Genomic DNA, 19,189 nt, shown 5'->3' with positions numbered 1-19,189 from the left:
ATTTGAGCCATGGAAAGTACGATTAAAAGCATGAGTAAGGAAGAAGTGCTGAAGATTGCCCTGACCTGCGGCAAACTGCTCCTTACGAGCGGTGCCGAAACATACCGCGTCGAGGACACGATGGCGCGGATCTGTGCTCAGGGCGGCATCACCGATATCGCCGCTATCAGTACGCCTTCATGGATCATGATCGGGGACGAGTCGACGGACGCGGCCAGCATGGTATCCCGTGTAACACGCCGCGGCACGGACCTGACACTCATCAGTGAAGTCAATAATATGTCGTACCATATGCCTGAGTGGGAATATAGTTTCTCCGAAACAATGGCCATGCTCGACGAACTGAGTAACCGGCCGCCCCAGAGCGCACTGTACAGCATGGTGTGGTCGGGCTTTGCCGGTGGTTTTTTTGCCGGAGTTATCGGCGGCGGGCCGTATGAATTCCTGGCGGGTTTTCTGGGATCGTTTCTTTCGATGGCCTTTATCTGTCTTGTCCGGCCGTTTCATCCCAGCAGCTTCTGGGAGACGACCATGGCCGGTGTCATTATTTGTATTGTTACGTATTTATTCAGGCTGCTCGTACCGCAGACGGTTATGGAATTAGCCATCGGCGGTGCTATCATGCCGTATCTGCCCGGTATGGCCTTTACCAACGGCATCCGGGACTTTATGGCCGGTGATCTCATCAGCGGAACCAGCCGGGCAGGGGAGGCCATCTTCCTGGTCGGCGGTATCGCCATCGGGATTGCGGCATTCCTTGGGATTTTGTATATGTAGTTTCCACGTATGGATTATGGGTAGGAGGCATCCATGTCGGTTCTGTTTTCTATCATTGTGAAAACCATTTGCTCCTTTTTCGGGACGGTGGCTTTCGGCAAGATTTTTAACTGTCCTAAAAAATGTCTCTGGCAGGCCGGCTTCGTTGGAGCCGTGGGCTTCGGAGTCTATATCGTGCTGCTCAGCGGTTTCGGTGTCAGTTCCATGCTGAGCAACTTTGCCGGTACGGTGGCACTCTCCATCTGCAGTGAAGTCTTTGCCCGCAAGTATCGGCAGCCGGTTCCCGTTTTTTCCATCCCCGGCGTCATCCCGCTGGTACCGGGACTGCCGCTGTACCGTGCGATGAACTACACCATGCTGAATGGCTACAGCATGGGAATGCATACTTTTGTCTCGGCCGCCCTTGACGCGACGGCAATCGCCATGGGCATCCTTCTGGTTTCGGGCCTGGCCAAGGTCTATAAAACCAGTAAGGCGCTGGTCAGCAAGGCTGCATCCCACGGCATTCATATCGGAAGATTGTAACTTTTAGGAAAAAGAGTAGAATAGAACCATGAAGGGGTAAAAATTCCTTTCTTCGTGGCCGTAAACTGCGGCCTGTCTTGGCTTATCACAAGCATCATGAAAGAGTTTGGGAGGTCTTATTATGGCAGTATTTACCACGCTGAAAAGAGAAGTCACGAAAAATCCGAAAACCGGCGATATCGTCAAAGATATCATCATGGATCCGGCAGCTTTTGGCGGCGCCAATAAACTGTTTGCGCGCATTACCCTGAAGCCGGGCGATGCGGTGCCTATCCATCAGCATGTCGGAAACAATGAAACGTATTACCTGCTTCAGGGCGAAGGTGAGTACACCGACGAAGATAAAAAGATTCCTGTGAAGGCCGGCACGGTCACCTTCTGTGCTGACGGAGGCACCCATGGCTTGAAGAATACCGGTAAAGAAGACTTGGTATTCATTGCCTTGATTGCGAATACTCTCGCCTGAATGATTTTCTCCGAGGAGGTTTGTTATGCAGCTGTCCTGGAAAAAATTCGGAGTTACCTGCGTTTTTGCGGCCCTGGGGATTGTTACCTGCTTCCCCAGGGCTTTTGCTGCAATTTTTCATGACCGTGATGGGGTGCTGGTCCAAAAAGGGAATACCGAGATCAGGCGGATGACGTTTCCGCTGAGTTCTGTTACCTTTGAATTCCAGTTTGTACCTGCTTCAAATACCTGGTACCTGCGTGCGCAGGACCTTTCGCGCAAGGACGAAGGAAAGTTTGGCTCGCTTACCCTTACGGACGGGAAAACGCGCTATGACCTTCCCGTCGACGAATCTCTGACCAGCCGTGTGGGCAAAGTGGACACCGGTCTGGATCAGTGGTATTCCGTCCCCGGTATGATCATGGACGGAGCGATGGAAAGCCATGAAAAATGGAAGCTCGAAGCGCCGAAGGAAAACGGCAGGCTCTTTGAAGAAACACTCAAAGACTTTCCGAAGCGCGTTCGTGCTCTCAAGGAGCGGAAAGACCTTGCTCCGTACGGCCCTATGTATAGTGTCTATTACCCCGGCGTCAGTCCTGAAAGACTGCGCGATGCGTTTCTCGCAAACCTGAACGCATGGAACGATGCAGAGGGGAAACCCCATACCCTGCTGGATCCTTTCGTCTACTCTTTTGGAGCAAATCCTGTGAGTGCTTATATCGGCCGGAACTACCATAACGATGGAGAAGCACTGGCTGTATTCCGCCCTCAGGACGACGGGACTTACCTTGACCTTGACTTCAGCTGGCTGATTATTACGCCGGGCTATCACACCAAATATGGCTACATGCCCGGTCAGTCAATCCTCTCGGCAGGTGCGGACGATGATTTTACAAATCACGTATTCCGGACTGCACGCCTTACCTATCAGGCACTTCTTCCTCATAACGACTACGGCATCACCCTGGCAGGAAACGACCAAAGTCGTAATCCCAAGGTAAAAAGCGTCAACACGGCGGATTTTCCTGCTCTATTGCCTGTCAAGGAGGGCGATAAACTGCTTTCCATCAATGGAGCGGACGTCTCGAAAAAGGCTTATTTCGCATCGTACATGATGGATTACGCACCGATAAACAAGCCTCTGACATTCCTTTTTAAGACGAAGGAAGGCAAGGAGCTGTCCATTACGGTGACCCCCAGGGAAAAGGCTGCCCTGGCACCGGAAGAAGACAGCAAGGCCCGGCGCGCTGCCGTTGAGGCAAGCGAAACGAGAGGCCCTGTCTTTCTCGGGGAGGGGCGTCCGGAGATGACAAGAATCGGCGTTCTTTACCGCGAAGCTTACGATCCTTTGGGAACTCCGGGACACGTAAAGAGCCCCAGCCTTGTTCCGTACCAAAAAGCGGCAGGTATTAAGGAATAAACTAAAAGAGGCAGTGGAGAAATTTTTAATGAAATTTCTTCACTGCTTTTTTATGCCGGCCTTACTTTAAATAAACAAAAATAGATGCACCAGCCCTCTTGTTCGCATGGTTTTTGCGAATAAGAGGGGGAACCGCTTGCGGTGGGTATTCAGTAGGATAACAGGAATTGGTCAATTAAAGCGGCTGTTATTTTGTGAATCCAATTTACAAAGCTGTTTTAATTCGCTCAAGCAAAATTGCTGAAGCAATTTTGTTTCTAAGGCGACCGGCGACCAGCGGCACGTGAAAATGGACTGCAAAAAATGAAATTTCATTTTTGCAGTCCATTTTTTAAGCCAAACCGTAAGGTTTGGAATTCCTCTATAACCTCCTTCCACGAAGTCGGAAGGGGGAGAATCACGAAGTGATGGAGGATAGTACCAATAATCTATGGCTAAATGCCATATGCCAAAAGCGCTTTTTATTTTTTCGCAGTCCATTTTTCAAAAAAGTCTATGAAAGTTTTGAATAGATAAAATAAAATATATTAAAAATTACAATAAGACAGCGTAACAATCTGAATTGATTTATCTCGTAATTTTTGCGAAAATGCACAGAAAAATCCCTTTCGGCGAGCGATTCCGTGTCCTTGACCGGTATACATGATACACTAGGAACCGTGTAAACAAAGAAGCGCATAAAATAAGGCGCAAAAGGCGTATAAATTTCTTGACACCGGTGGGATGTAATGCTACAATACACGAGTGTCACAAGGGGCAACTATGTCTTCTCGGAGGTGCAGAATGCTGCTGGAGCAAGTAAAAAAGGGTGCACCTGCAGTTGCAGGCATCAAACAAACGCAGAAGGCAATCGTAAGGAATCAGGCGGTTGGCGTTCTCCTCGCGGAGGATGCCGATGAGCATGTGACGGCGCCCATCAGGTCGTTATGTGAGAGCCGCGGGATTCCGGTTGAAACGGTAGTGACGATGCAGGAGCTTGGCAAGACCTGCGGAATACACGTCGGTGCTGCTGTTGCCGCAGTACTTTCATCCCGGTAAAATCCTTCGCAAGAAGGGTTTGCATATCATTAAATCTTATTCTCGAGAAAGGAGGTGCCGAAATGCCTACAATTAACCAATTGGTTCGTAAAGGTAGACAAGTTATTACTCAAAAATCAACGGCGCCAGCATTAAAAAATTCACCGCAAAAGCGCGGTGTCTGCACGAGAGTGTACACCACCACTCCGAAGAAACCTAACTCCGCTCTGCGGAAGGTTGCTCGTGTTCGTTTGACCAACGGTATTGAAGTAACCGCTTACATTCCTGGTATTGGCCATAACCTGCAGGAGCACAGCGTTGTTCTGATCAGAGGCGGAAGAGTCAAGGACCTTCCTGGTGTTCGTTATCACATCATTCGCGGCGCACTGGATACCGCTGGTGTTGCAGACCGCAACCAAGGCCGTTCCAAGTATGGCGCTAAGCGTCCGAAAGCAGCTAAGAAATAAGGGCTGAACGCACTGAATGATTTATAACGAAGGAGGAATTACAGATGCCAAGAAAAGGTCCTGTAACTAAAAGAGACGTATTACCGGATCCAGTATATGGTTCCAAACTGTTAACCAGATTCATCAACAAGATCATGCTCGACGGCAAGAAGGGCGTTGCAGAACGCATTGTCTACGATGCATTCGATCTGATCCATTCCAAGACCGGCAAGGATCCGATGGAAGTTTTCGATGCTGCCATGAAGAACGTTATGCCGGTTCTCGAAGTTAAAGCCCGCCGCGTCGGTGGTGCTAACTACCAGGTTCCTGTGGAAGTCAGAGCTGACCGCAAAACCACTCTGGGTATCCGCTGGCTGGTCAACTATTCCCGCCTGCGTGGTGAAAAGACCATGTGCGAACGTGTTGCCGGTGAACTGATGGACGCCGCCAACAACACGGGCGCTGCCGTCAAGAAGCGTGAAGATACGCATAAGATGGCTGAAGCAAACAGAGCATTTGCTCATTATCGTTGGTAAGATCTTACTTACAAAGATCCCTATTACAAGGAGGAGTAATCTGTGGGCAGAGAGTTTCCCTTAGATAAAATTAGAAATATCGGTATCATGGCTCATATCGATGCCGGTAAGACTACGACCACGGAACGTATCCTGTTCTACACCGGTAAAACCCATAAGATCGGCGAAGTTCATGACGGCGCCGCTACGATGGACTGGATGGTTCAGGAACAAGAACGTGGTATTACGATTACTTCTGCCGCTACGACCTGCCATTGGAAAGGCCATTCCATTAACATTATCGACACCCCGGGCCACGTTGACTTCACCGTTGAAGTAGAACGTTCCCTGCGTGTATTGGATGGCTCCGTGGCTGTATTCAGCGCCAAAGGCGGTGTTGAACCTCAGTCTGAAACGGTATGGCGTCAGGCAGAAGAATACAACGTTCCTCGTATCGCCTACATCAACAAGATGGATACGACGGGCGCTGACTTCTTTAACGCAGTACAGATGATGAAGGATCGTCTGGGTGCTAACGCAGTACCTATTCAAATCCCGATGGGCGCTGAAGACACTTTCGTCGGACTGATTGACCTCGTGAAGATGCAGGCTATTATATACGGCGATGAACTTGGTAAAGACGAAGAATTTGAACCGATTCCGGATGAATATGTGGAAGCTGCTCAGAAATGGCGTCAGAACCTGCTCGAAGCCGTTGCTGAAGGCGACGATAACCTGATGGAAAAGTACCTCGAAGGCGAAGATCTGACGGAAGATGAAATCAACGCCACCATCCGTAAGATGACATGCGAATGCAAACTCTTCCCTGTAACCTGCGGTTCTTCTTACAAGAACAAAGGTGTTCAGCCTCTGCTGGATGCCATTATCGCTTATATGCCGGCTCCTACCGATGTTCCCCCGATCAAAGGTACCAACCCTGAGACCGGTGAGGAAGAAGAAAGACCTTCCAGCGACGATGCTCCGTTCGCTGCCCTGGCTTTCAAGATTGCTACCGACCCGTATGTTGGCCGTCTGGCATTCTTCAGAGTATATTCCGGTACGCTGACCGCCGGTTCCTACGTTTACAACTCCGTAAAAGGCAAGAGAGAACGTATCGGCCGTATCCTGCGTATGCATTCCAACCATAGAAAAGAAATCGAAGAAGTATTCGCCGGCGATATCGCTGCTGCCGTTGGCCTGAAGGATACCACCACCGGTGATACCCTCTGCGATGAAAAGAATCCGATCATCCTTGAATCCATGGTCTTCCCTGAACCGGTTATTTCCGTTGCTATCGAACCGAAGACCAAGGCCGACCAGGAAAAGATGGGCATTGCCCTTGGCAAGCTCGCTGAAGAAGACCCGACCTTCCGTGTCCGCACGGATGCTGAATCTTCCCAGACCATCATTTCCGGTATGGGCGAACTTCACCTGGATATCATTGTTGACCGTCTGAGAAGAGAATTCCACGTTGACTGCTCTGTGGGCGCTCCTCAGGTTGCTTATCGTGAAACCATCCGCAAGACTGTTAAGAGCGAAGGCAAATTCGTTCGTCAGTCCGGTGGTAAAGGTCAGTATGGTCACTGCTGGCTGGAACTCACTCCGCTCGAACCAGGTACTGGCTTCAAGTTCGAGAACAAGATTGTCGGCGGTGCTATTCCTAAGGAATACATTGCTCCGGTTGAAGCCGGTGTTAAGGAAGCCATGGAAAATGGTGTCGTAGCCGGCTATCCGATGGTTGATATCGGTGTTACGGTTTATGATGGTTCCTACCACGAAGTCGACTCCTCTGAAATGGCATTTAAGATTGCTGGTTCCATGGGCTTCAAGAACGGTGCTGCCAAGGCTGACCCTGTACTGCTCGAACCGTATATGAAAGTTGAAGTTACAGTTCCTGAAGAATACATGGGCGATGTCATCGGCGACCTGAACTCTCGCCGCGGACGCATCGAAGGCATGGAAGCCAGAAGCGGTGCTCAGGTAATCAGAGCTTTCGTTCCGCTGGCTGAAATGTTCGGTTATGCAACGGACCTGCGTTCCAAGACCCAGGGCCGCGGCAACTACTCAATGGAAGTTGACCACTACGAAGAAGTCCCCAAGAACATTGCTGATGCAATCATCGCAAAGAACAAGGGAGAATAAAGAACTGGCTGAATAAGCCCCTTATTTAGGAGGATATTACAATGGCTAAAGAGAAATTTGAAAGAACGAAACCCCATGTTAACATTGGTACCATCGGTCACGTTGACCATGGCAAGACGACCCTGACGGCAGCTATCACCAAGGTACTGTCCGAGACTCCGGGCTGCAAAGCTACTTTCGAAGCTTATGCTGATATTGATAAGGCTCCGGAAGAAAGAGAACGTGGTATCACCATTAACACCGCCCACGTTGAATATGAAACTCCGAACAGACACTACGCTCACGTAGACTGCCCGGGCCACGCCGACTATGTTAAGAACATGATCACCGGCGCTGCTCAGATGGATGGTGCCATCCTGGTTGTTTCCGCTGCTGATGGTCCTATGCCTCAGACCCGTGAACACATCCTGCTGGCCCGTCAGGTTGGCGTACCTGCAATCGTAGTATTCCTGAACAAGTCCGACCAAGTCGACGATCCTGAACTGATCGAACTGGTTGAAATGGAAGTTCGTGACCTGCTGACCCAGTACGATTACCCCGGCGATGAAGTTCCTATCGTTGTAGGTTCCGCACTGAAGGCTCTGGAAGGCGACGAAGAACAAAAGAAGAACATCCTGAAGCTGATGGAAGAAGTCGACAAGTACATTCCGACTCCGCAGCACGATCTGACGAAACCGTTCCTGATGCCTGTCGAAGACGTATTCACGATTACCGGTCGTGGTACCGTAGCAACGGGCCGTGTTGAACGTGGTTCCATCAAGATTGGTGACCCTGTCGAAATCGTAGGTCTGACGACTGAAAAGAGACAGTCCGTAGCAACCGGTCTGGAAATGTTCCGCAAGACCCTGGATGTAGCAGAAGCCGGCGACAACATCGGCTGCCTGCTGCGTGGTATTGAAAGAAACGAAGTTGAACGTGGTCAGGTTCTGAGCAAACCAGGCAGCATTCATCCTCATACGAAATTCAAGGGTCAGGTTTACGTACTGACGAAAGAAGAAGGCGGCCGTCATACTCCGTTCTTCAACGGCTATCGTCCCCAGTTCTATTTCAGAACGACGGACGTAACGGGTGTAGCTCACCTGCCGGAAGGAACCGAAATGGTAATGCCTGGCGATAACGTTCTGATGAGCGTAGAACTGATCACCCCGATTGCTATTGAAAAGGGTCTGCGTTTCGCTATCCGCGAAGGCGGCCATACCGTTGGTGCCGGTGTTGTTACCGAAATCGACGAATAATCTTCTTTAACAACTTTTTGAAAGCCCAAAATGAGGGGCTGGCCAAAGCCCCTCATTCATTATGCATAAAGGGCCCGCGATGAGGCAGAAGATGGCTTCCGGTCCGGTATCGCGAAGGGAACTTCTGCTGAGTATGTCCGTTCATTGAAACGTGGCGAATGGAGGAATTATCGAATGGCAAAGACTCAAAAAATCCGTATACGCCTCAAAGCGTATGACTACAAAGCACTTGACCTGAGTGCTTCCAAGATTGTGGAAACCGCAAAGCGCACGGGTGCACAGGTATCCGGCCCGATTCCACTTCCGACGGAAAAGAACATTTACACGATTCTGCGTTCCCCTCATGTTAACAAGGACTCCCGTGAACAGTTCGAAATGAGAACCCACAAGAGACTCGTTGACATCCTGGAACCTACACCTAAGACGATCGATGCACTGACTCGCTTGGATCTTCCTGCTGGTGTTGATATTGAGATCAAAGCGTAAGGAGGTGCGACTATGGCTAGAGGAATCTTAGGTAAGAAATTAGGTATGACCCAGATTTTTGAAGCTGATGGTACGCTCGTTCCCGTAACTGTTGTAGAAGCCGGCCCCTGCGTCGTTCTGCAAAACAAGACGGAAGAAGCAGATGGTTACAATGCCATTCAGCTCGGATTTGGTGATATTAAAGAAAAGCAAGTAAACAAACCCATGAAGGGTTTCTTTGATAAAGCAGGTGTAGCTCCTGTTAAGTTTGTCAGAGAACTGCGTCTGGCTGAACCTTCCGAATACAAGGTTGGTGACAAGATTGCTGCTGACATTTTCGCAGCCGGCGATCTGGTTGATGCTATCGGCGTTTCCCGCGGTAAGGGCTTCGCTGGTACGATTGAACGCCACAACTTTGCACGTGGTCCTATGAAACACGGTTCCAAGTCTCATCGTGAACCGGGCTCCAATGGTCCTATGCATTCCGGTCCTGGCGGCCGTGTTATCAAGGGTAAGAAGTTACCTGGCCGTCTGGGTGGTACGAGTGCTACCGTTCAACGTCTGACGATTGCCAAAGTTGATGCAGAACGCAACCTCATCATGGTTAAGGGTTCTGTTCCTGGTGCCGCTGGTACCTTCCTGCTGCTGAGAGACACGGTTCGTCCCGATGTCAAAAAAGCAGTTAACAAGAAATAATTTATTGAAAGGAGGGCGTTACAATGCCGAAAGTAGCAGTTTATGATATGACCGGTAAACAAACCGGTGAAGAAATAGAATTGATGGACTACGTCTTTGGTGTAGAATTCAACGGACCCGTTGTTCATCAGGCTGTTGTGATGCAGCAAGCAAATGAACGTCAGGGCACGCATGCGACGAAGACTCGCGGCATGGTCCGTGGCGGTGGTAAGAAACCTTGGAAACAAAAGGGTACTGGCCGTGCAAGAGCCGGTTCCGTCCGTTCTCCTCTGTGGGTCGGCGGCGGCACGATCTTTGGACCGTCCCCTCGTTCCCATGCAATTACGATGACCCGCAAGGCTCGCCGTCTGGCAATCCGCTGCGCTCTGTCCGCAAAGGTTGCTGCTGGTGAACTGGTTGTCGTAGATGGCCTGAAATTTGATGCTCCGAAGACCAAGGATGCAGTTGCTATGCTGAAGGGCTTTGAAGCTGCTGATAAGAAGGCTCTCATCATCACTGATGGTGAAAACGAAAACGTTGAAAGATCTTCCCGCAACATTGACAAGGTCAAGGCTCTCTCCAATGACTGCCTGAACGTTTTCGACATCCTGAATGCCGAAAAAGTACTGCTGGCTAAAGATGCCGTAAAAAAGATTGAGGAGGTGCTCGCATAATGGCTGCTAATCCTCGCGACATTATCATCAGACCTATCGTTACCGAAAAGACTTCTGATATGATGAAGGATAATAAATATACTTTTGTGGTAGCTATGGGTGCTAACAAAACTGAAATCCGTCAAGCCATTGAAGAAATCTTCAATGTAAAGGTTGAGACGGTTAACACGGTCCGTGTCGAAGGCAAAGTAAAACGCATGGGCAGATATGAAGGTAAGCGTTCCGATTACAAGAAAGCAATTGTAAAACTGGCTGAAGGTAATACAATTCCGCTCTTCGAAGGAATGTAATTCGTCTAAGGAGGTCAAATCATGGCTATTAAAAGCTTTAATCCGTATTCTCCTTCCAGACGCAGCATGACTGTGTCCACCTTTGAAGAGATTACAACGGATAAGCCGCATCGCCCTTTGGTTGTTAAACTGAACCAGCATGCCGGCCGCAACAACACCGGTAAAATGACGGTTCGTCATCAGGGCGGCGGTCATAAGAGACAATATCGTATCATTGATTTCAAGCGTAACAAAGACAATGTACCGGCTAAGGTTGCTACGATCGAATACGATCCGAACCGTACCGCAAACATTGCTCTGCTGAACTATGCCGATGGTGAAAAGCGCTACATTCTGGCTCCTGAAGGCCTGAAAGTCGGCGACACCGTAGTCAGCGGTGCACAGGCTGATATCAAAGTTGGTAACTGCCTGCCCCTGGCTAACATTCCTCTTGGTACCATGGTACACAACGTGGAAATGAAGATCGGCAAGGGTGGTCAGCTGGGCCGCAGCGCTGGTACTTCCATTCAGCTGATGGCTAAGGAAGGCAGCTATGCACTGCTCCGTATGCCGTCCGGCGAACTGCGTCAGGTTCACATCAACTGCCGTGCTACCATCGGTGAAATCGGCAATATTGAACACGAAAACCTGACCATTGGTAAGGCTGGCCGTACTCGTTGGCTGGGTATTCGTCCTGCTAACCGCGGTGTTGCAATGAACCCGAACGACCATCCACATGGCGGTGGTGAAGGTCACTCCCCTGTTGGTCGTAAGCGTCCTGTTACTCCGTGGGGCAAGAGTGCTTTCGGTACTCGTACCCGCAAGAACAAGAAAGCTTCTACCAAGTTGATCATGAAGCGCAGAACGAAATAATTAGCCTACGAGAAAGGAGGACAGAACAGTGTCGAGATCTGTTAAAAAAGGACCGTACGTCCAAGAAAGTCTTAAAAAGAAAATTGATGCTCTTAATGCTGCCGGCGAAAAGAAAGTCGTTAAGACCTGGAGCCGCAGTTCTACAATTCTCCCTGAATTCCTGGGTCATACCATTGCCGTACATGACGGCCGCAAACACGTGCCTGTGTATGTTACGGAAGATATGGTCGGCCACAAGCTCGGTGAATTTGCCCCGACCCGTCTTTTCAAGGGTCATGGTGACAAGGCCGCTGCTGTGGCAGCAGCTGCAGGTGCTGCTCCTGCTGCACCGGCTGCCGGTAAATAATTTGGGGAAGGAGGATACATACGATGGAAGAAGCAAAAGCAGTTGCTAAATATATCCGCATCGCTCCTCGGAAGCTGCGTATCGTCATCAACCTGATCCGCGGCAAATCCGTGAATGAAGCATTCGCAATCCTCAAGTATACCCCGAAAGTTGGTTCTGAAGTGATTGAGAAGGTTCTTCGCTCTGCTGTAGCAAACGCGGAACATAACTTTAATATGAATGTTGACAATCTGGTGGTGTCCAATGCATTTGTGGACCAGGGTCCTACCTTGAAGAGAATTCATCCACGTTCCCGTGGACAGGCATTCAAGATCCTGAAACGCTCCAGCCATGTGACTGTAGCTGTCGCCGAAAAATAACACCCTGTCAGAAGGAGGGAATGAATAGTGGGTCAGAAAGTTAATCCACATGGTTTCAGAGTTGGCGTTATCGATGATTGGGATTCCAAATGGTACGCTGACAAAGACTATCAAAAGTATCTTTTAGAAGATATTAAAATCCGTGATTTTATTAAAGATAAACAGTTCCAGGCTGGCATTTCCCGTGTAGCCATTGAAAGAACTGAATCCAAGATGCGCATTTCCATCTATACCGCTAAACCCGGTATTGTCATCGGCCGTCAGGGCAGCAACATTGAACTGCTGAAAAAAGACCTGGCTAAGCTGACCGACAGCAAGCTGGATATCAACATCATTGAAGTGAAGTCCCCGGATCTGGATGCTACGCTCGTTGCTGAAAACGTTGCTTCCCAGCTGGAACGCCGTATCGCTTTCCGCCGTGCTATGAAGCAGTGCGTAGGTCGCACGATGCGTCTGGGTGCCAAGGGTATCAAGATTACCTGCTCCGGCCGTCTGGGCGGTGCTGAAATTGCCCGCAGCGAAAGCTATCGTGATGGTTCCATTCCTCTGCATACGCTGCGTGCCGATATCGATTATGGTACGGCAGAAGCTCATACCACTTACGGCCGCATCGGCGTAAAGGTATGGATCTACAAGGGAGAAATCCTGCCGACGAAAGTCGCTGCAAAAAAAGAAGCTCCTGAAGCAAAAGAAGGAGGGGCGAAATAATGTTATTACCGAAGAGAGTACTTCATCGTAAACAACATAGAGGCCGCATGAAAGGCCGTGCAATGCGTGGCAACAGAGTTGCTCATGGCGAGTATGGTCTGGTAGCCCTGGAACCCGCCTGGATTACCAACCGTCAGATCGAAGCTGCTCGTATTGCAATGACCCGTTACATCAAACGTGGCGGTCAAGTTTGGATTCAAATTTTCCCTGACAAGCCGGTAACCGCTAAAGCTGCTGGCAGCCGTATGGGTAGTGGTAAAGGTTCTCCTGAGTACTGGGTATCCGTTGTAAAGCCGGGCCGCGTTATGTTCGAAATGGCCGGTGTAACGGAAGAAATCGCTCGCGAAGCTATGCGTCTTGCCGGCAATAAGCTGCCGATCAAGAGCCGTTTCGTGACGAAGGAACAGCTGGATGCCGAAGTCACCGCGCGTGAAAATGGAGTAGGTGGTGAAGCTTAATGAAAACTAAAGATATCAGAGAAATGTCTGGCACTGACTTGGATGCTAAGTTAGCCGGCCTGAAAGACGAACTTTTTAACCTGCGTTTTCAAATGGCAACGGGACAACTGGAAAACCCGATGAAGATTAGGGAAGTAAAGAAGTCCATTGCCCAGATCAAAACCGTTCAACGGGAACGCGAGATTAACTCCTGATCGGAGTTAAATTCAAGCAAGGAGGCAACATTCCGTGGCTGTAGAAAGAAACTTACGTGTTACGCGTACTGGTAAAGTCGTTAGCGATAAGATGCAGAAGACCGTTGTGGTCGCCATTGAACGTCTGGTTCAGCATCCTCTTTACAAAAAAGGCGTAATGCATACGATTAAATTAAAGGCTCATGACGAAAACAATGACGCACATATCGGTGATGTCGTTAAGATTGAACAAACCCGTCCTTTGTCCAAGGATAAATGCTGGCGCGTTGTTGAGATCGTTGAGCGTGCAAAATAAGATAGACTGCTAAGCGCTGCTTAGCAAGGGAGGTAAACCATGATTCAACAACAGACGGTGCTGAATGTTGGCGACAATACCGGTGCCAAGAAGATTATGTGTATCCGTGTGTTAGGCGGTTCCTATCGCAGATACGCTAATATCGGTGATGTAATTGTAGCTAGTGTTAAGGATGCAACACCCGGTGGCGTTGTCCAAAAGGGTGAAGTCGTAAAGGCCGTTGTGGTACGCTCCACGAAGGGTACCCGCCGTCCGGATGGCTCCTACATCCGTTTCGATGAAAACGCAGCTGTTCTGATTAAAGACGACAAGAGCCCTCGGGGCACTCGTATTTTTGGGCCGGTTGCCCGGGAACTTCGTGACAGAGATTACATGAAGATTATTTCCCTGGCTCCGGAAGTGCTCTGATAAGGAGGTATCGCAGAGATGGCAGAAGCAATTAAATTGCACGTTAGAAAAGGCGATACCGTTGTGGTATTGGCTGGTAAAGATAAAGGCAAGCAGGGCAAAGTAGTCGCTGCTTTCCCGAAGAAGAGCAGAGTTACCGTAGAAGGTGTCAACGTGGTAAAGCGCCACACGAAACCTTCTCAGAAGAATCCGCAGGGCGGTATCGTTGAGAAAGAAGCTCCGATTGCTTCCTCCAACGTAATGATCATTTGCCCGGCCTGCAAGAAACCGACCCGTATTAAGAAAGTTGCAGTAGGTGACGGTTTTGCCAGAGCCTGCAAGAAGTGCGGCGAAGTTATCGACAAATAATACGGGAAGGAGGATTAACACATGGCAACTAGACTGCAAGAAAAATATACTTCCGAAGCCGTTAAAGGCTTGATGGAAAAGTTCAATTATAAAAACGTCAACGAAATTCCTAAACTGGAAAAAGTCGTTATCAATATCGGCTGCGGTGATGCCGTAACCAACAGCAAGGCAATTGACTCCGCTGTAGAAGACCTGACCGTTATTTCCGGTCAGAAGCCCCTCATCACCAAGGCTAAGAAGTCCATCGCAGCATTCAAACTCCGTGAAGGTATGCCGATCGGCGTAAAGGTTACGCTCCGCGGCACCCGGATGTATGAATTCCTGGACAAGTTCATGAACCTTGCCCTGCCCCGCGTACGTGACTTCAGAGGTGTCAACCCTCAGTCCTTCGATGGCCGCGGCAACTATGCCATTGGTCTGAAGGAACAGTTGATTTTCCCTGAAATCGACTATGATAAAGTTGAGAAAGTCCGCGGTATGGACGTCATCATCGTCACGACTGCCAAGACCGACGAAGAAGCCAGAGAACTGCTGAGACTTCTTGGCATGCCGTTCAGCGCATAAGGAGGATTAAACCGTGGCAAAGACCGCATTAATTGAGAAATGGAAGGCGGAACCTAAGTATAAGGTTCGTAAATATAATCGCTGCAAGATTTGTGGCAGACCGCACGCTTACATGCGCAAATTCGGCATTTGCCGTATCTGCTTCCGGAAATACGCTTATGAAGGCGCTATCCCCGGTGTTAAAAAAGCAAGCTGGTAAGAGCGGATATTCAGGAAGGAGGGCATTCGTAAATGACTATGACTGATCCGATCGCCGATATGCTTACGAGAATTCGTAATGCAAACTCGGTTCATCACGATAAAGTTGAAATCCCCTGCTCCAAAATCAAGGCTGCCATTGCAGAAATCTTGAAGAGCGAAGGTTTCATCAAAGACTTCGAAGTCGTTCCCGGAAAGCATCAAGATGTGATCCGCGCAACTCTGAAATATGGTCCTAACAAGGAACATGTTATTTCCGGCATTAAACGTATCTCCAAACCCGGTTTGAGAGTATATACCCAAAAAGACCAGCTGCCTCGCGTGCTGGGCGGCCTGGGGATTGCCGTTATCTCCACCTCTAAGGGCATGATGACTGATAAGGAAGCCCGCAAGGCTGGATTAGGCGGCGAAGTTGTCGCTTACGTTTGGTAAGATCAACCTAGGACCGGAGGTGCTTATAAGTGTCTAGAATTGGTATTAAACCGATTACCGTGCCGGACAAAGTCACGGTAACCGTGAATGATAACCTGGTTTCCGTAAAGGGACCTAAAGGCGAACTGACTCGCCAGATCAACAAAAAAGTTAAAGTCGAACTCAAAGATGGTGTTATCACTGTAACCCGTCCGAGCGACGACAAAGAATATCGCAGCCTGCATGGCCTGTCCCGTACCCTGATCAACAACATGATCATTGGTGTTACGCAAGGCTATTCCAAGTCTCTGGAAATCCAGGGCGTTGGTTACCGTGCTGCTAAGCAAGGCAAAGCTATCAACTTCACGTTGGGCTTCTCTCATCCTTGCGTAATGGAACCGCCTGAAGGCATTACCTTCGACGTTCCGGCTCCGACTCAGATTATTGTATCCGGTATCGACAAGGAAAAGGTCGGTGCTGTTGCCGCTGAAATCCGCAGCCTGCGTGCTCCTGAACCTTACAAAGGCAAAGGTATCCGTTATGTAGGCGAACACATCATCCGCAAGGAAGGTAAAGCGGGCGCTAAAGGCAAGAAGTAATTTCTAGAAGGAAGGAGTGAATCTCTTGCTGAACAAGAAAGATAAGAATGCAGCACGTCAAAAACGTCACGTGCGCATGCGCAGAAATATTGTGGGCACGGCTGAAAGACCTCGTTTCAACGTGTACCGCAGCCTGAGCAACATTTATGCTCAGATCATCAATGATGAAACCGGCGAAACTTTGGTTTCCGCCTCTTCCGTAGAAAAAGCCAACAAGGCAAACTATGGCGGCAATATTGAAGCTGCCAAGGCAGTGGGCACTGAGATCGCTAAGAAAGCTCTGGAAAAAGGTATCAAGACGGTTGTATTTGACCGCGGTGGTTACCTGTATCACGGCCGTGTAGCAGCTCTGGCTGAAGCAGCCCGCGAAGCTGGTTTGGAATTTTAACAGAGGGAGGACATTAGAGTGGCTAATTACGAAAAACAAGATGACGGCTTCAAGGAAAGAGTCGTCTTCATCAACCGTGTCGCTAAAGTCGTAAAAGGCGGACGTCGTTTCTCCTTCTCTGCTTTGGTAGTTGTCGGTGACGAAAATGGTAAGGTTGGCATGGGCATGGGCAAAGCTGCCGAAGTTCCTGAAGCCATCCGCAAAGGCGTGGATGATGCGAAGAAGAACCTCATTACGGTTCCTCTGAAGGGCACTTCCATTCCTCACGAAGTAATCGGTGTTTATGGTGCTGGCCGCGTTCTGCTGAAGCCGGCTTTCGAAGGTACCGGTGTTATCGCCGGCGGCCCTGTCCGTGCGGTACTGGAACTGGCTGGTGTCAAGGATATCCTGACCAAGTCCCAGGGCACTTCCAATCCTAACAACGTAGTAAGAGCTACGATGGAAGGCCTGAAGGCACTGAAGAACGCTAAAGACGTTGCTGCTCTTCGCGGCAAGACTGTCGAAGAATTGTTAGGCTAAGGAGGTAGCGAGATATGGCACAGCTGAAAATCACGCTCACCCGTAGCTTAATCGGTTATCCGAAAGACCAACGCGCAACCGTTAGAGCTTTGGGCTTGGGTAAAATCCGTACCAGTGTGGTCAAGGAAGACAGTGCTACCCTGCGTGGCATGCTCCACAAAGTTGGACACCTGGTTAAAGTAGAAGAAGTTAAGGCTTAACAAGGAGGGCTGCAGATGTATTTACATGAATTAGCTCCCGCTCCTGGTTCCAAAAAAGCACGCGTCCGTGTAGGCCGCGGCCTTGGTTCCGGTCTGGGTAAGACTTCCGGCAAAGGCCAAAAAGGACAGAAATCCCGCAGCGGCGGAGTAAAGCGTCCTGGTTTTGAAGGTGGCCAAAAGCCGTTATACCTGCGTCTGCCGAAGCGCGGTTTCTATAACAAGTTCGGCAAGCATTATACTGAAATCAACGTAGATGTACTGAATCGCTTTGACGACGGCGCAGTAGTCGATCCTGTCTCTCTGATTGAAGAGGGCTTGGTAAAGAATATTCGCGACGGTATCCGTGTTCTGGGCAATGGCGAACTCACCAAGAAACTGACGGTGAAGGCCATGGGCTTCAGTAAGACCGCAGAAGAAAAGATTGTTGCTGCCGGCGGTAAAGTAGAGGTGATCTAATTGGCTTCAGCCCTTGATAACCTGATGCAGGCTACAGAACTCCGAAAGAAGTTAAGTTTTACCCTTGCGATGTTCATAGTATTCAGGGCTGGAACGCAAATCCCGGTTCCGGGTGTTAATGCAGCGATGATCGAACAGCTTTTCAACAATGGAAACCTGTTCGGCCTGCTCGACTTATTCTCCGGCGGCGCGCTCAGCAAATTCTCCATATTTGCTATGAGCATTACTCCTTATATCAACGCGTCGATTATCACTCAGCTCTTGACCGTAGTCATTCCTTCCTTGGAAGAATGGTCCAAAGAAGGAGCTGAAGGAGCCAAGAAGATTAACAAGATCAACCGCTATGCGGCTGTTTTCCTCGGTGTCATTCAGGCAATGGGCATGGCCTACGGCCTCCGCGTTGCTGTGAACAACCCGACCTTCTTCTCCTTCCTGACCATCGTCGTCACTTTGACGGCAGGTACGATTCTGCTGATGTGGATCGGTGAGCAGATTACGGCACGAGGAATCGGCAATGGTATTTCGCTGATCATCTTCGCCGGTATTGTTTCCCGCCTGCCTAGTGGTCTGGCCGTCATTGGCCGGTACCTGTCGGCTGGTACGGTCAATATCTTCAATATATTGATCTTTGCTCTCCTTGCTGTTCTGATGGTCATGTTTGTCGTAGCCATTACCGTGGCTTACCGCAAAGTCCCTGTTCAGTACGCAAAGCGAATTGTAGGACGGAAAATGTATGGCGGTCACACCACCTACATTCCTCTGAAGGTGAACCAAGCCGGTGTAATGCCGATCATCTTCGCTTCTTCCGTATTGATGTTCCCTGTTACGATTGCCCAGTTCATCAAGGTCCCCTGGGTCCAGAAGATTGCCGGGTATCTGCAGTGGGGCACACCATTACAGACGACGCTTTATATCCTGCTGATTTTGTTCTTTACTTACTTCTATACGGCAGTAAGCTTGAACATTCCGGATATGTGCGATAATATTAAGAAGTACGGCGGATTTATTCCGGGGCTGCGTCCTGGCAAGCCGACCGTTGCGTATCTGGATAAGGTCATGAACCGGATTACGCTGGCCGGAGCCGTTTTCTTGGCTTTCATTGCCATTATGCCTAACCTGATTGTTTGGCTTACGGGCATTTCCGGAGTTTACTTCGGAGGCACGGCCTTACTTATTGTTGTAGGCGTAGCGCTTGATACTATGAAACAGGTAGAGTCCATGGTATTGATGCGGCACTACCAAGGCTTCATGAAATAGGAG

31 protein-coding genes are annotated in these 19,189 nt (G+C 49.5%); all 31 read left to right on the top strand.

Annotated features, from left to right (window positions below; genetic code table 11):
* The first annotated feature begins 9 nt into the window (after window positions 1-9).
* The 31 genes from LKE33_02345 (at window position 10) to secY (ending at window position 19,186) form a co-directional block, all read left to right on the top strand.
* Window positions 10-777 carry a threonine/serine exporter family protein gene (locus LKE33_02345; GenBank protein ID MCH3949768.1) on the top strand — a complete coding sequence of 256 codons (768 nt, stop codon included), beginning with the start codon at window positions 10-12 and terminating at the stop codon, window positions 775-777.
* A gap of 33 nt (window positions 778-810) precedes the next feature.
* Window positions 811-1,302, top strand: a complete 492-nt coding sequence (locus LKE33_02340; GenBank protein MCH3949767.1) for a threonine/serine exporter family protein — start codon at window positions 811-813, stop codon at window positions 1,300-1,302.
* A 121-nt stretch (window positions 1,303-1,423) separates the two neighbouring features.
* On the top strand, window positions 1,424-1,768 hold the full coding sequence (locus LKE33_02335; protein ID MCH3949766.1) for a cupin domain-containing protein: 345 nt from the start codon (window positions 1,424-1,426) through the stop codon (window positions 1,766-1,768).
* 25 nt (window positions 1,769-1,793) lie between these two features.
* Complete coding sequence (locus LKE33_02330) at window positions 1,794-3,167, top strand: hypothetical protein (protein ID MCH3949765.1); 1,374 nt, start codon at window positions 1,794-1,796, stop codon at window positions 3,165-3,167.
* Between the two features lie 783 nt (window positions 3,168-3,950).
* Complete coding sequence (locus LKE33_02325; protein MCH3949764.1) at window positions 3,951-4,205, top strand: ribosomal L7Ae/L30e/S12e/Gadd45 family protein; 255 nt, start codon at window positions 3,951-3,953, stop codon at window positions 4,203-4,205.
* Between the two features lie 62 nt (window positions 4,206-4,267).
* On the top strand, window positions 4,268-4,651 hold the full coding sequence (rpsL, locus tag LKE33_02320; GenBank protein MCH3949763.1) for a 30S ribosomal protein S12: 384 nt from the start codon (window positions 4,268-4,270) through the stop codon (window positions 4,649-4,651).
* 44 nt (window positions 4,652-4,695) lie between these two features.
* Window positions 4,696-5,166 (top strand): 30S ribosomal protein S7, encoded by a 471-nt coding sequence (rpsG, locus tag LKE33_02315; GenBank protein ID MCH3949762.1) that lies wholly within the window; start codon window positions 4,696-4,698, stop codon window positions 5,164-5,166.
* 42 nt (window positions 5,167-5,208) lie between these two features.
* Window positions 5,209-7,287 carry an elongation factor G gene (gene fusA / locus LKE33_02310; protein MCH3949761.1) on the top strand — a complete coding sequence of 693 codons (2,079 nt, stop codon included), beginning with the start codon at window positions 5,209-5,211 and terminating at the stop codon, window positions 7,285-7,287.
* Between the two features lie 41 nt (window positions 7,288-7,328).
* Window positions 7,329-8,522: an elongation factor Tu gene (gene tuf, locus LKE33_02305; protein ID MCH3949760.1), complete on the top strand. Its 1,194-nt coding sequence runs from the start codon at window positions 7,329-7,331 to the stop codon at window positions 8,520-8,522.
* Between the two features lie 174 nt (window positions 8,523-8,696).
* Complete coding sequence (gene rpsJ, locus LKE33_02300; protein MCH3949759.1) at window positions 8,697-9,008, top strand: 30S ribosomal protein S10; 312 nt, start codon at window positions 8,697-8,699, stop codon at window positions 9,006-9,008.
* 12 nt (window positions 9,009-9,020) lie between these two features.
* Window positions 9,021-9,683 (top strand): 50S ribosomal protein L3, encoded by a 663-nt coding sequence (rplC, locus tag LKE33_02295; GenBank protein MCH3949758.1) that lies wholly within the window; start codon window positions 9,021-9,023, stop codon window positions 9,681-9,683.
* Between the two features lie 23 nt (window positions 9,684-9,706).
* A complete protein-coding gene (gene rplD / locus LKE33_02290) occupies window positions 9,707-10,336 on the top strand; it encodes a 50S ribosomal protein L4 (protein ID MCH3949757.1) in 630 nt (209 codons plus the stop codon).
* A complete protein-coding gene (gene rplW / locus LKE33_02285) occupies window positions 10,336-10,626 on the top strand; it encodes a 50S ribosomal protein L23 (protein ID MCH3949756.1) in 291 nt (96 codons plus the stop codon). Before rplD ends, rplW begins: the two co-directional genes overlap by 1 nt.
* Before the next feature lie 21 nt (window positions 10,627-10,647).
* Window positions 10,648-11,478, top strand: coding sequence for a 50S ribosomal protein L2 (gene rplB, locus LKE33_02280; protein MCH3949755.1), 831 nt, complete (start codon window positions 10,648-10,650; stop codon window positions 11,476-11,478).
* A gap of 28 nt (window positions 11,479-11,506) precedes the next feature.
* On the top strand, window positions 11,507-11,824 hold the full coding sequence (gene rpsS / locus LKE33_02275; protein MCH3949754.1) for a 30S ribosomal protein S19: 318 nt from the start codon (window positions 11,507-11,509) through the stop codon (window positions 11,822-11,824).
* 23 nt (window positions 11,825-11,847) lie between these two features.
* Entirely contained in the window at window positions 11,848-12,183 is a 336-nt protein-coding gene (gene rplV, locus LKE33_02270) for a 50S ribosomal protein L22 (GenBank protein ID MCH3949753.1), read from the top strand.
* Window positions 12,184-12,210: 27 nt separating this feature from the next.
* A complete protein-coding gene (gene rpsC, locus LKE33_02265; GenBank protein ID MCH3949752.1) occupies window positions 12,211-12,891 on the top strand; it encodes a 30S ribosomal protein S3 in 681 nt (226 codons plus the stop codon).
* Entirely contained in the window at window positions 12,891-13,349 is a 459-nt protein-coding gene (rplP, locus tag LKE33_02260; GenBank protein MCH3949751.1) for a 50S ribosomal protein L16, read from the top strand. The genes rpsC and rplP overlap by 1 nt, the downstream gene beginning before the upstream one ends.
* The gene (gene rpmC, locus LKE33_02255; GenBank protein MCH3949750.1) at window positions 13,349-13,543 is read left to right on the top strand and encodes a 50S ribosomal protein L29; all 195 of its coding nucleotides are present in this window, start codon (window positions 13,349-13,351) and stop codon (window positions 13,541-13,543) included. The genes rplP and rpmC overlap by 1 nt, the downstream gene beginning before the upstream one ends.
* A gap of 91 nt (window positions 13,544-13,634) precedes the next feature.
* Window positions 13,635-13,838 carry a 30S ribosomal protein S17 gene (gene rpsQ / locus LKE33_02250; protein ID MCH3949749.1) on the top strand — a complete coding sequence of 68 codons (204 nt, stop codon included), beginning with the start codon at window positions 13,635-13,637 and terminating at the stop codon, window positions 13,836-13,838.
* A gap of 39 nt (window positions 13,839-13,877) precedes the next feature.
* A complete protein-coding gene (gene rplN, locus LKE33_02245) occupies window positions 13,878-14,246 on the top strand; it encodes a 50S ribosomal protein L14 (protein ID MCH3949748.1) in 369 nt (122 codons plus the stop codon).
* A gap of 18 nt (window positions 14,247-14,264) precedes the next feature.
* On the top strand, window positions 14,265-14,594 hold the full coding sequence (gene rplX, locus LKE33_02240) for a 50S ribosomal protein L24 (GenBank protein ID MCH3949747.1): 330 nt from the start codon (window positions 14,265-14,267) through the stop codon (window positions 14,592-14,594).
* A 21-nt stretch (window positions 14,595-14,615) separates the two neighbouring features.
* Window positions 14,616-15,158: a 50S ribosomal protein L5 gene (gene rplE, locus LKE33_02235; protein ID MCH3949746.1), complete on the top strand. Its 543-nt coding sequence runs from the start codon at window positions 14,616-14,618 to the stop codon at window positions 15,156-15,158.
* 13 nt (window positions 15,159-15,171) lie between these two features.
* Window positions 15,172-15,357 carry a type Z 30S ribosomal protein S14 gene (locus tag LKE33_02230; protein MCH3949745.1) on the top strand — a complete coding sequence of 62 codons (186 nt, stop codon included), beginning with the start codon at window positions 15,172-15,174 and terminating at the stop codon, window positions 15,355-15,357.
* A gap of 32 nt (window positions 15,358-15,389) precedes the next feature.
* Window positions 15,390-15,788 (top strand): 30S ribosomal protein S8, encoded by a 399-nt coding sequence (gene rpsH / locus LKE33_02225; protein ID MCH3949744.1) that lies wholly within the window; start codon window positions 15,390-15,392, stop codon window positions 15,786-15,788.
* A 29-nt stretch (window positions 15,789-15,817) separates the two neighbouring features.
* Window positions 15,818-16,366 carry a 50S ribosomal protein L6 gene (rplF, locus tag LKE33_02220; protein ID MCH3949743.1) on the top strand — a complete coding sequence of 183 codons (549 nt, stop codon included), beginning with the start codon at window positions 15,818-15,820 and terminating at the stop codon, window positions 16,364-16,366.
* Between the two features lie 25 nt (window positions 16,367-16,391).
* Window positions 16,392-16,754 carry a 50S ribosomal protein L18 gene (gene rplR, locus LKE33_02215; protein ID MCH3949742.1) on the top strand — a complete coding sequence of 121 codons (363 nt, stop codon included), beginning with the start codon at window positions 16,392-16,394 and terminating at the stop codon, window positions 16,752-16,754.
* Between the two features lie 18 nt (window positions 16,755-16,772).
* Window positions 16,773-17,273 carry a 30S ribosomal protein S5 gene (gene rpsE, locus LKE33_02210; GenBank protein MCH3949741.1) on the top strand — a complete coding sequence of 167 codons (501 nt, stop codon included), beginning with the start codon at window positions 16,773-16,775 and terminating at the stop codon, window positions 17,271-17,273.
* A 14-nt stretch (window positions 17,274-17,287) separates the two neighbouring features.
* Window positions 17,288-17,473 carry a 50S ribosomal protein L30 gene (gene rpmD / locus LKE33_02205; protein MCH3949740.1) on the top strand — a complete coding sequence of 62 codons (186 nt, stop codon included), beginning with the start codon at window positions 17,288-17,290 and terminating at the stop codon, window positions 17,471-17,473.
* 15 nt (window positions 17,474-17,488) lie between these two features.
* Window positions 17,489-17,929 carry a 50S ribosomal protein L15 gene (gene rplO / locus LKE33_02200; protein MCH3949739.1) on the top strand — a complete coding sequence of 147 codons (441 nt, stop codon included), beginning with the start codon at window positions 17,489-17,491 and terminating at the stop codon, window positions 17,927-17,929.
* Window positions 17,930-17,953: 24 nt separating this feature from the next.
* Complete coding sequence (secY, locus tag LKE33_02195; GenBank protein MCH3949738.1) at window positions 17,954-19,186, top strand: preprotein translocase subunit SecY; 1,233 nt, start codon at window positions 17,954-17,956, stop codon at window positions 19,184-19,186.
* The last annotated feature ends 3 nt before the right edge of the window (window positions 19,187-19,189 follow it).

Origin of the sequence: Acidaminococcus sp. (genome assembly GCA_022482815.1) — a bacterium.
In the GTDB taxonomy this organism is placed as follows: Bacteria; Bacillota; Negativicutes; order Acidaminococcales; family Acidaminococcaceae; genus Acidaminococcus.
Note: the sequence above shows the minus strand (reverse complement) of the source record. Positions and strands in the feature narration are given on the sequence as shown.

What these genes read in the sequence shown, in the direction of transcription:
- LKE33_02345 (MCH3949768.1), top strand. Translation starts at nt 10, where the DNA reads ATGGAAAGTACGATTAAAAGCATGAGTAAGGAAGAAGTGCTGAAGATT.
- LKE33_02340 (MCH3949767.1), top strand. Translation starts at nt 811, where the DNA reads ATGTCGGTTCTGTTTTCTATCATTGTGAAAACCATTTGCTCCTTTTTC.
- LKE33_02335 (MCH3949766.1), top strand. Translation starts at nt 1,424, where the DNA reads ATGGCAGTATTTACCACGCTGAAAAGAGAAGTCACGAAAAATCCGAAA.
- LKE33_02330 (MCH3949765.1), top strand. Translation starts at nt 1,794, where the DNA reads ATGCAGCTGTCCTGGAAAAAATTCGGAGTTACCTGCGTTTTTGCGGCC.
- LKE33_02325 (MCH3949764.1), top strand. Translation starts at nt 3,951, where the DNA reads ATGCTGCTGGAGCAAGTAAAAAAGGGTGCACCTGCAGTTGCAGGCATC.
- rpsL (MCH3949763.1), top strand. Translation starts at nt 4,268, where the DNA reads ATGCCTACAATTAACCAATTGGTTCGTAAAGGTAGACAAGTTATTACT.
- rpsG (MCH3949762.1), top strand. Translation starts at nt 4,696, where the DNA reads ATGCCAAGAAAAGGTCCTGTAACTAAAAGAGACGTATTACCGGATCCA.
- tuf (MCH3949760.1), top strand. Translation starts at nt 7,329, where the DNA reads ATGGCTAAAGAGAAATTTGAAAGAACGAAACCCCATGTTAACATTGGT.
- rpsJ (MCH3949759.1), top strand. Translation starts at nt 8,697, where the DNA reads ATGGCAAAGACTCAAAAAATCCGTATACGCCTCAAAGCGTATGACTAC.
- rplC (MCH3949758.1), top strand. Translation starts at nt 9,021, where the DNA reads ATGGCTAGAGGAATCTTAGGTAAGAAATTAGGTATGACCCAGATTTTT.
- rplD (MCH3949757.1), top strand. Translation starts at nt 9,707, where the DNA reads ATGCCGAAAGTAGCAGTTTATGATATGACCGGTAAACAAACCGGTGAA.
- rplW (MCH3949756.1), top strand. Translation starts at nt 10,336, where the DNA reads ATGGCTGCTAATCCTCGCGACATTATCATCAGACCTATCGTTACCGAA.
- rplB (MCH3949755.1), top strand. Translation starts at nt 10,648, where the DNA reads ATGGCTATTAAAAGCTTTAATCCGTATTCTCCTTCCAGACGCAGCATG.
- rplV (MCH3949753.1), top strand. Translation starts at nt 11,848, where the DNA reads ATGGAAGAAGCAAAAGCAGTTGCTAAATATATCCGCATCGCTCCTCGG.
- rplP (MCH3949751.1), top strand. Translation starts at nt 12,891, where the DNA reads ATGTTATTACCGAAGAGAGTACTTCATCGTAAACAACATAGAGGCCGC.
- rpmC (MCH3949750.1), top strand. Translation starts at nt 13,349, where the DNA reads ATGAAAACTAAAGATATCAGAGAAATGTCTGGCACTGACTTGGATGCT.
- rpsQ (MCH3949749.1), top strand. Translation starts at nt 13,635, where the DNA reads ATGCAGAAGACCGTTGTGGTCGCCATTGAACGTCTGGTTCAGCATCCT.
- rplN (MCH3949748.1), top strand. Translation starts at nt 13,878, where the DNA reads ATGATTCAACAACAGACGGTGCTGAATGTTGGCGACAATACCGGTGCC.
- rplX (MCH3949747.1), top strand. Translation starts at nt 14,265, where the DNA reads ATGGCAGAAGCAATTAAATTGCACGTTAGAAAAGGCGATACCGTTGTG.
- rplE (MCH3949746.1), top strand. Translation starts at nt 14,616, where the DNA reads ATGGCAACTAGACTGCAAGAAAAATATACTTCCGAAGCCGTTAAAGGC.
- rpsH (MCH3949744.1), top strand. Translation starts at nt 15,390, where the DNA reads ATGACTATGACTGATCCGATCGCCGATATGCTTACGAGAATTCGTAAT.
- rpmD (MCH3949740.1), top strand. Translation starts at nt 17,288, where the DNA reads ATGGCACAGCTGAAAATCACGCTCACCCGTAGCTTAATCGGTTATCCG.
- rplO (MCH3949739.1), top strand. Translation starts at nt 17,489, where the DNA reads ATGTATTTACATGAATTAGCTCCCGCTCCTGGTTCCAAAAAAGCACGC.
- secY (MCH3949738.1), top strand. Translation starts at nt 17,954, where the DNA reads ATGCAGGCTACAGAACTCCGAAAGAAGTTAAGTTTTACCCTTGCGATG.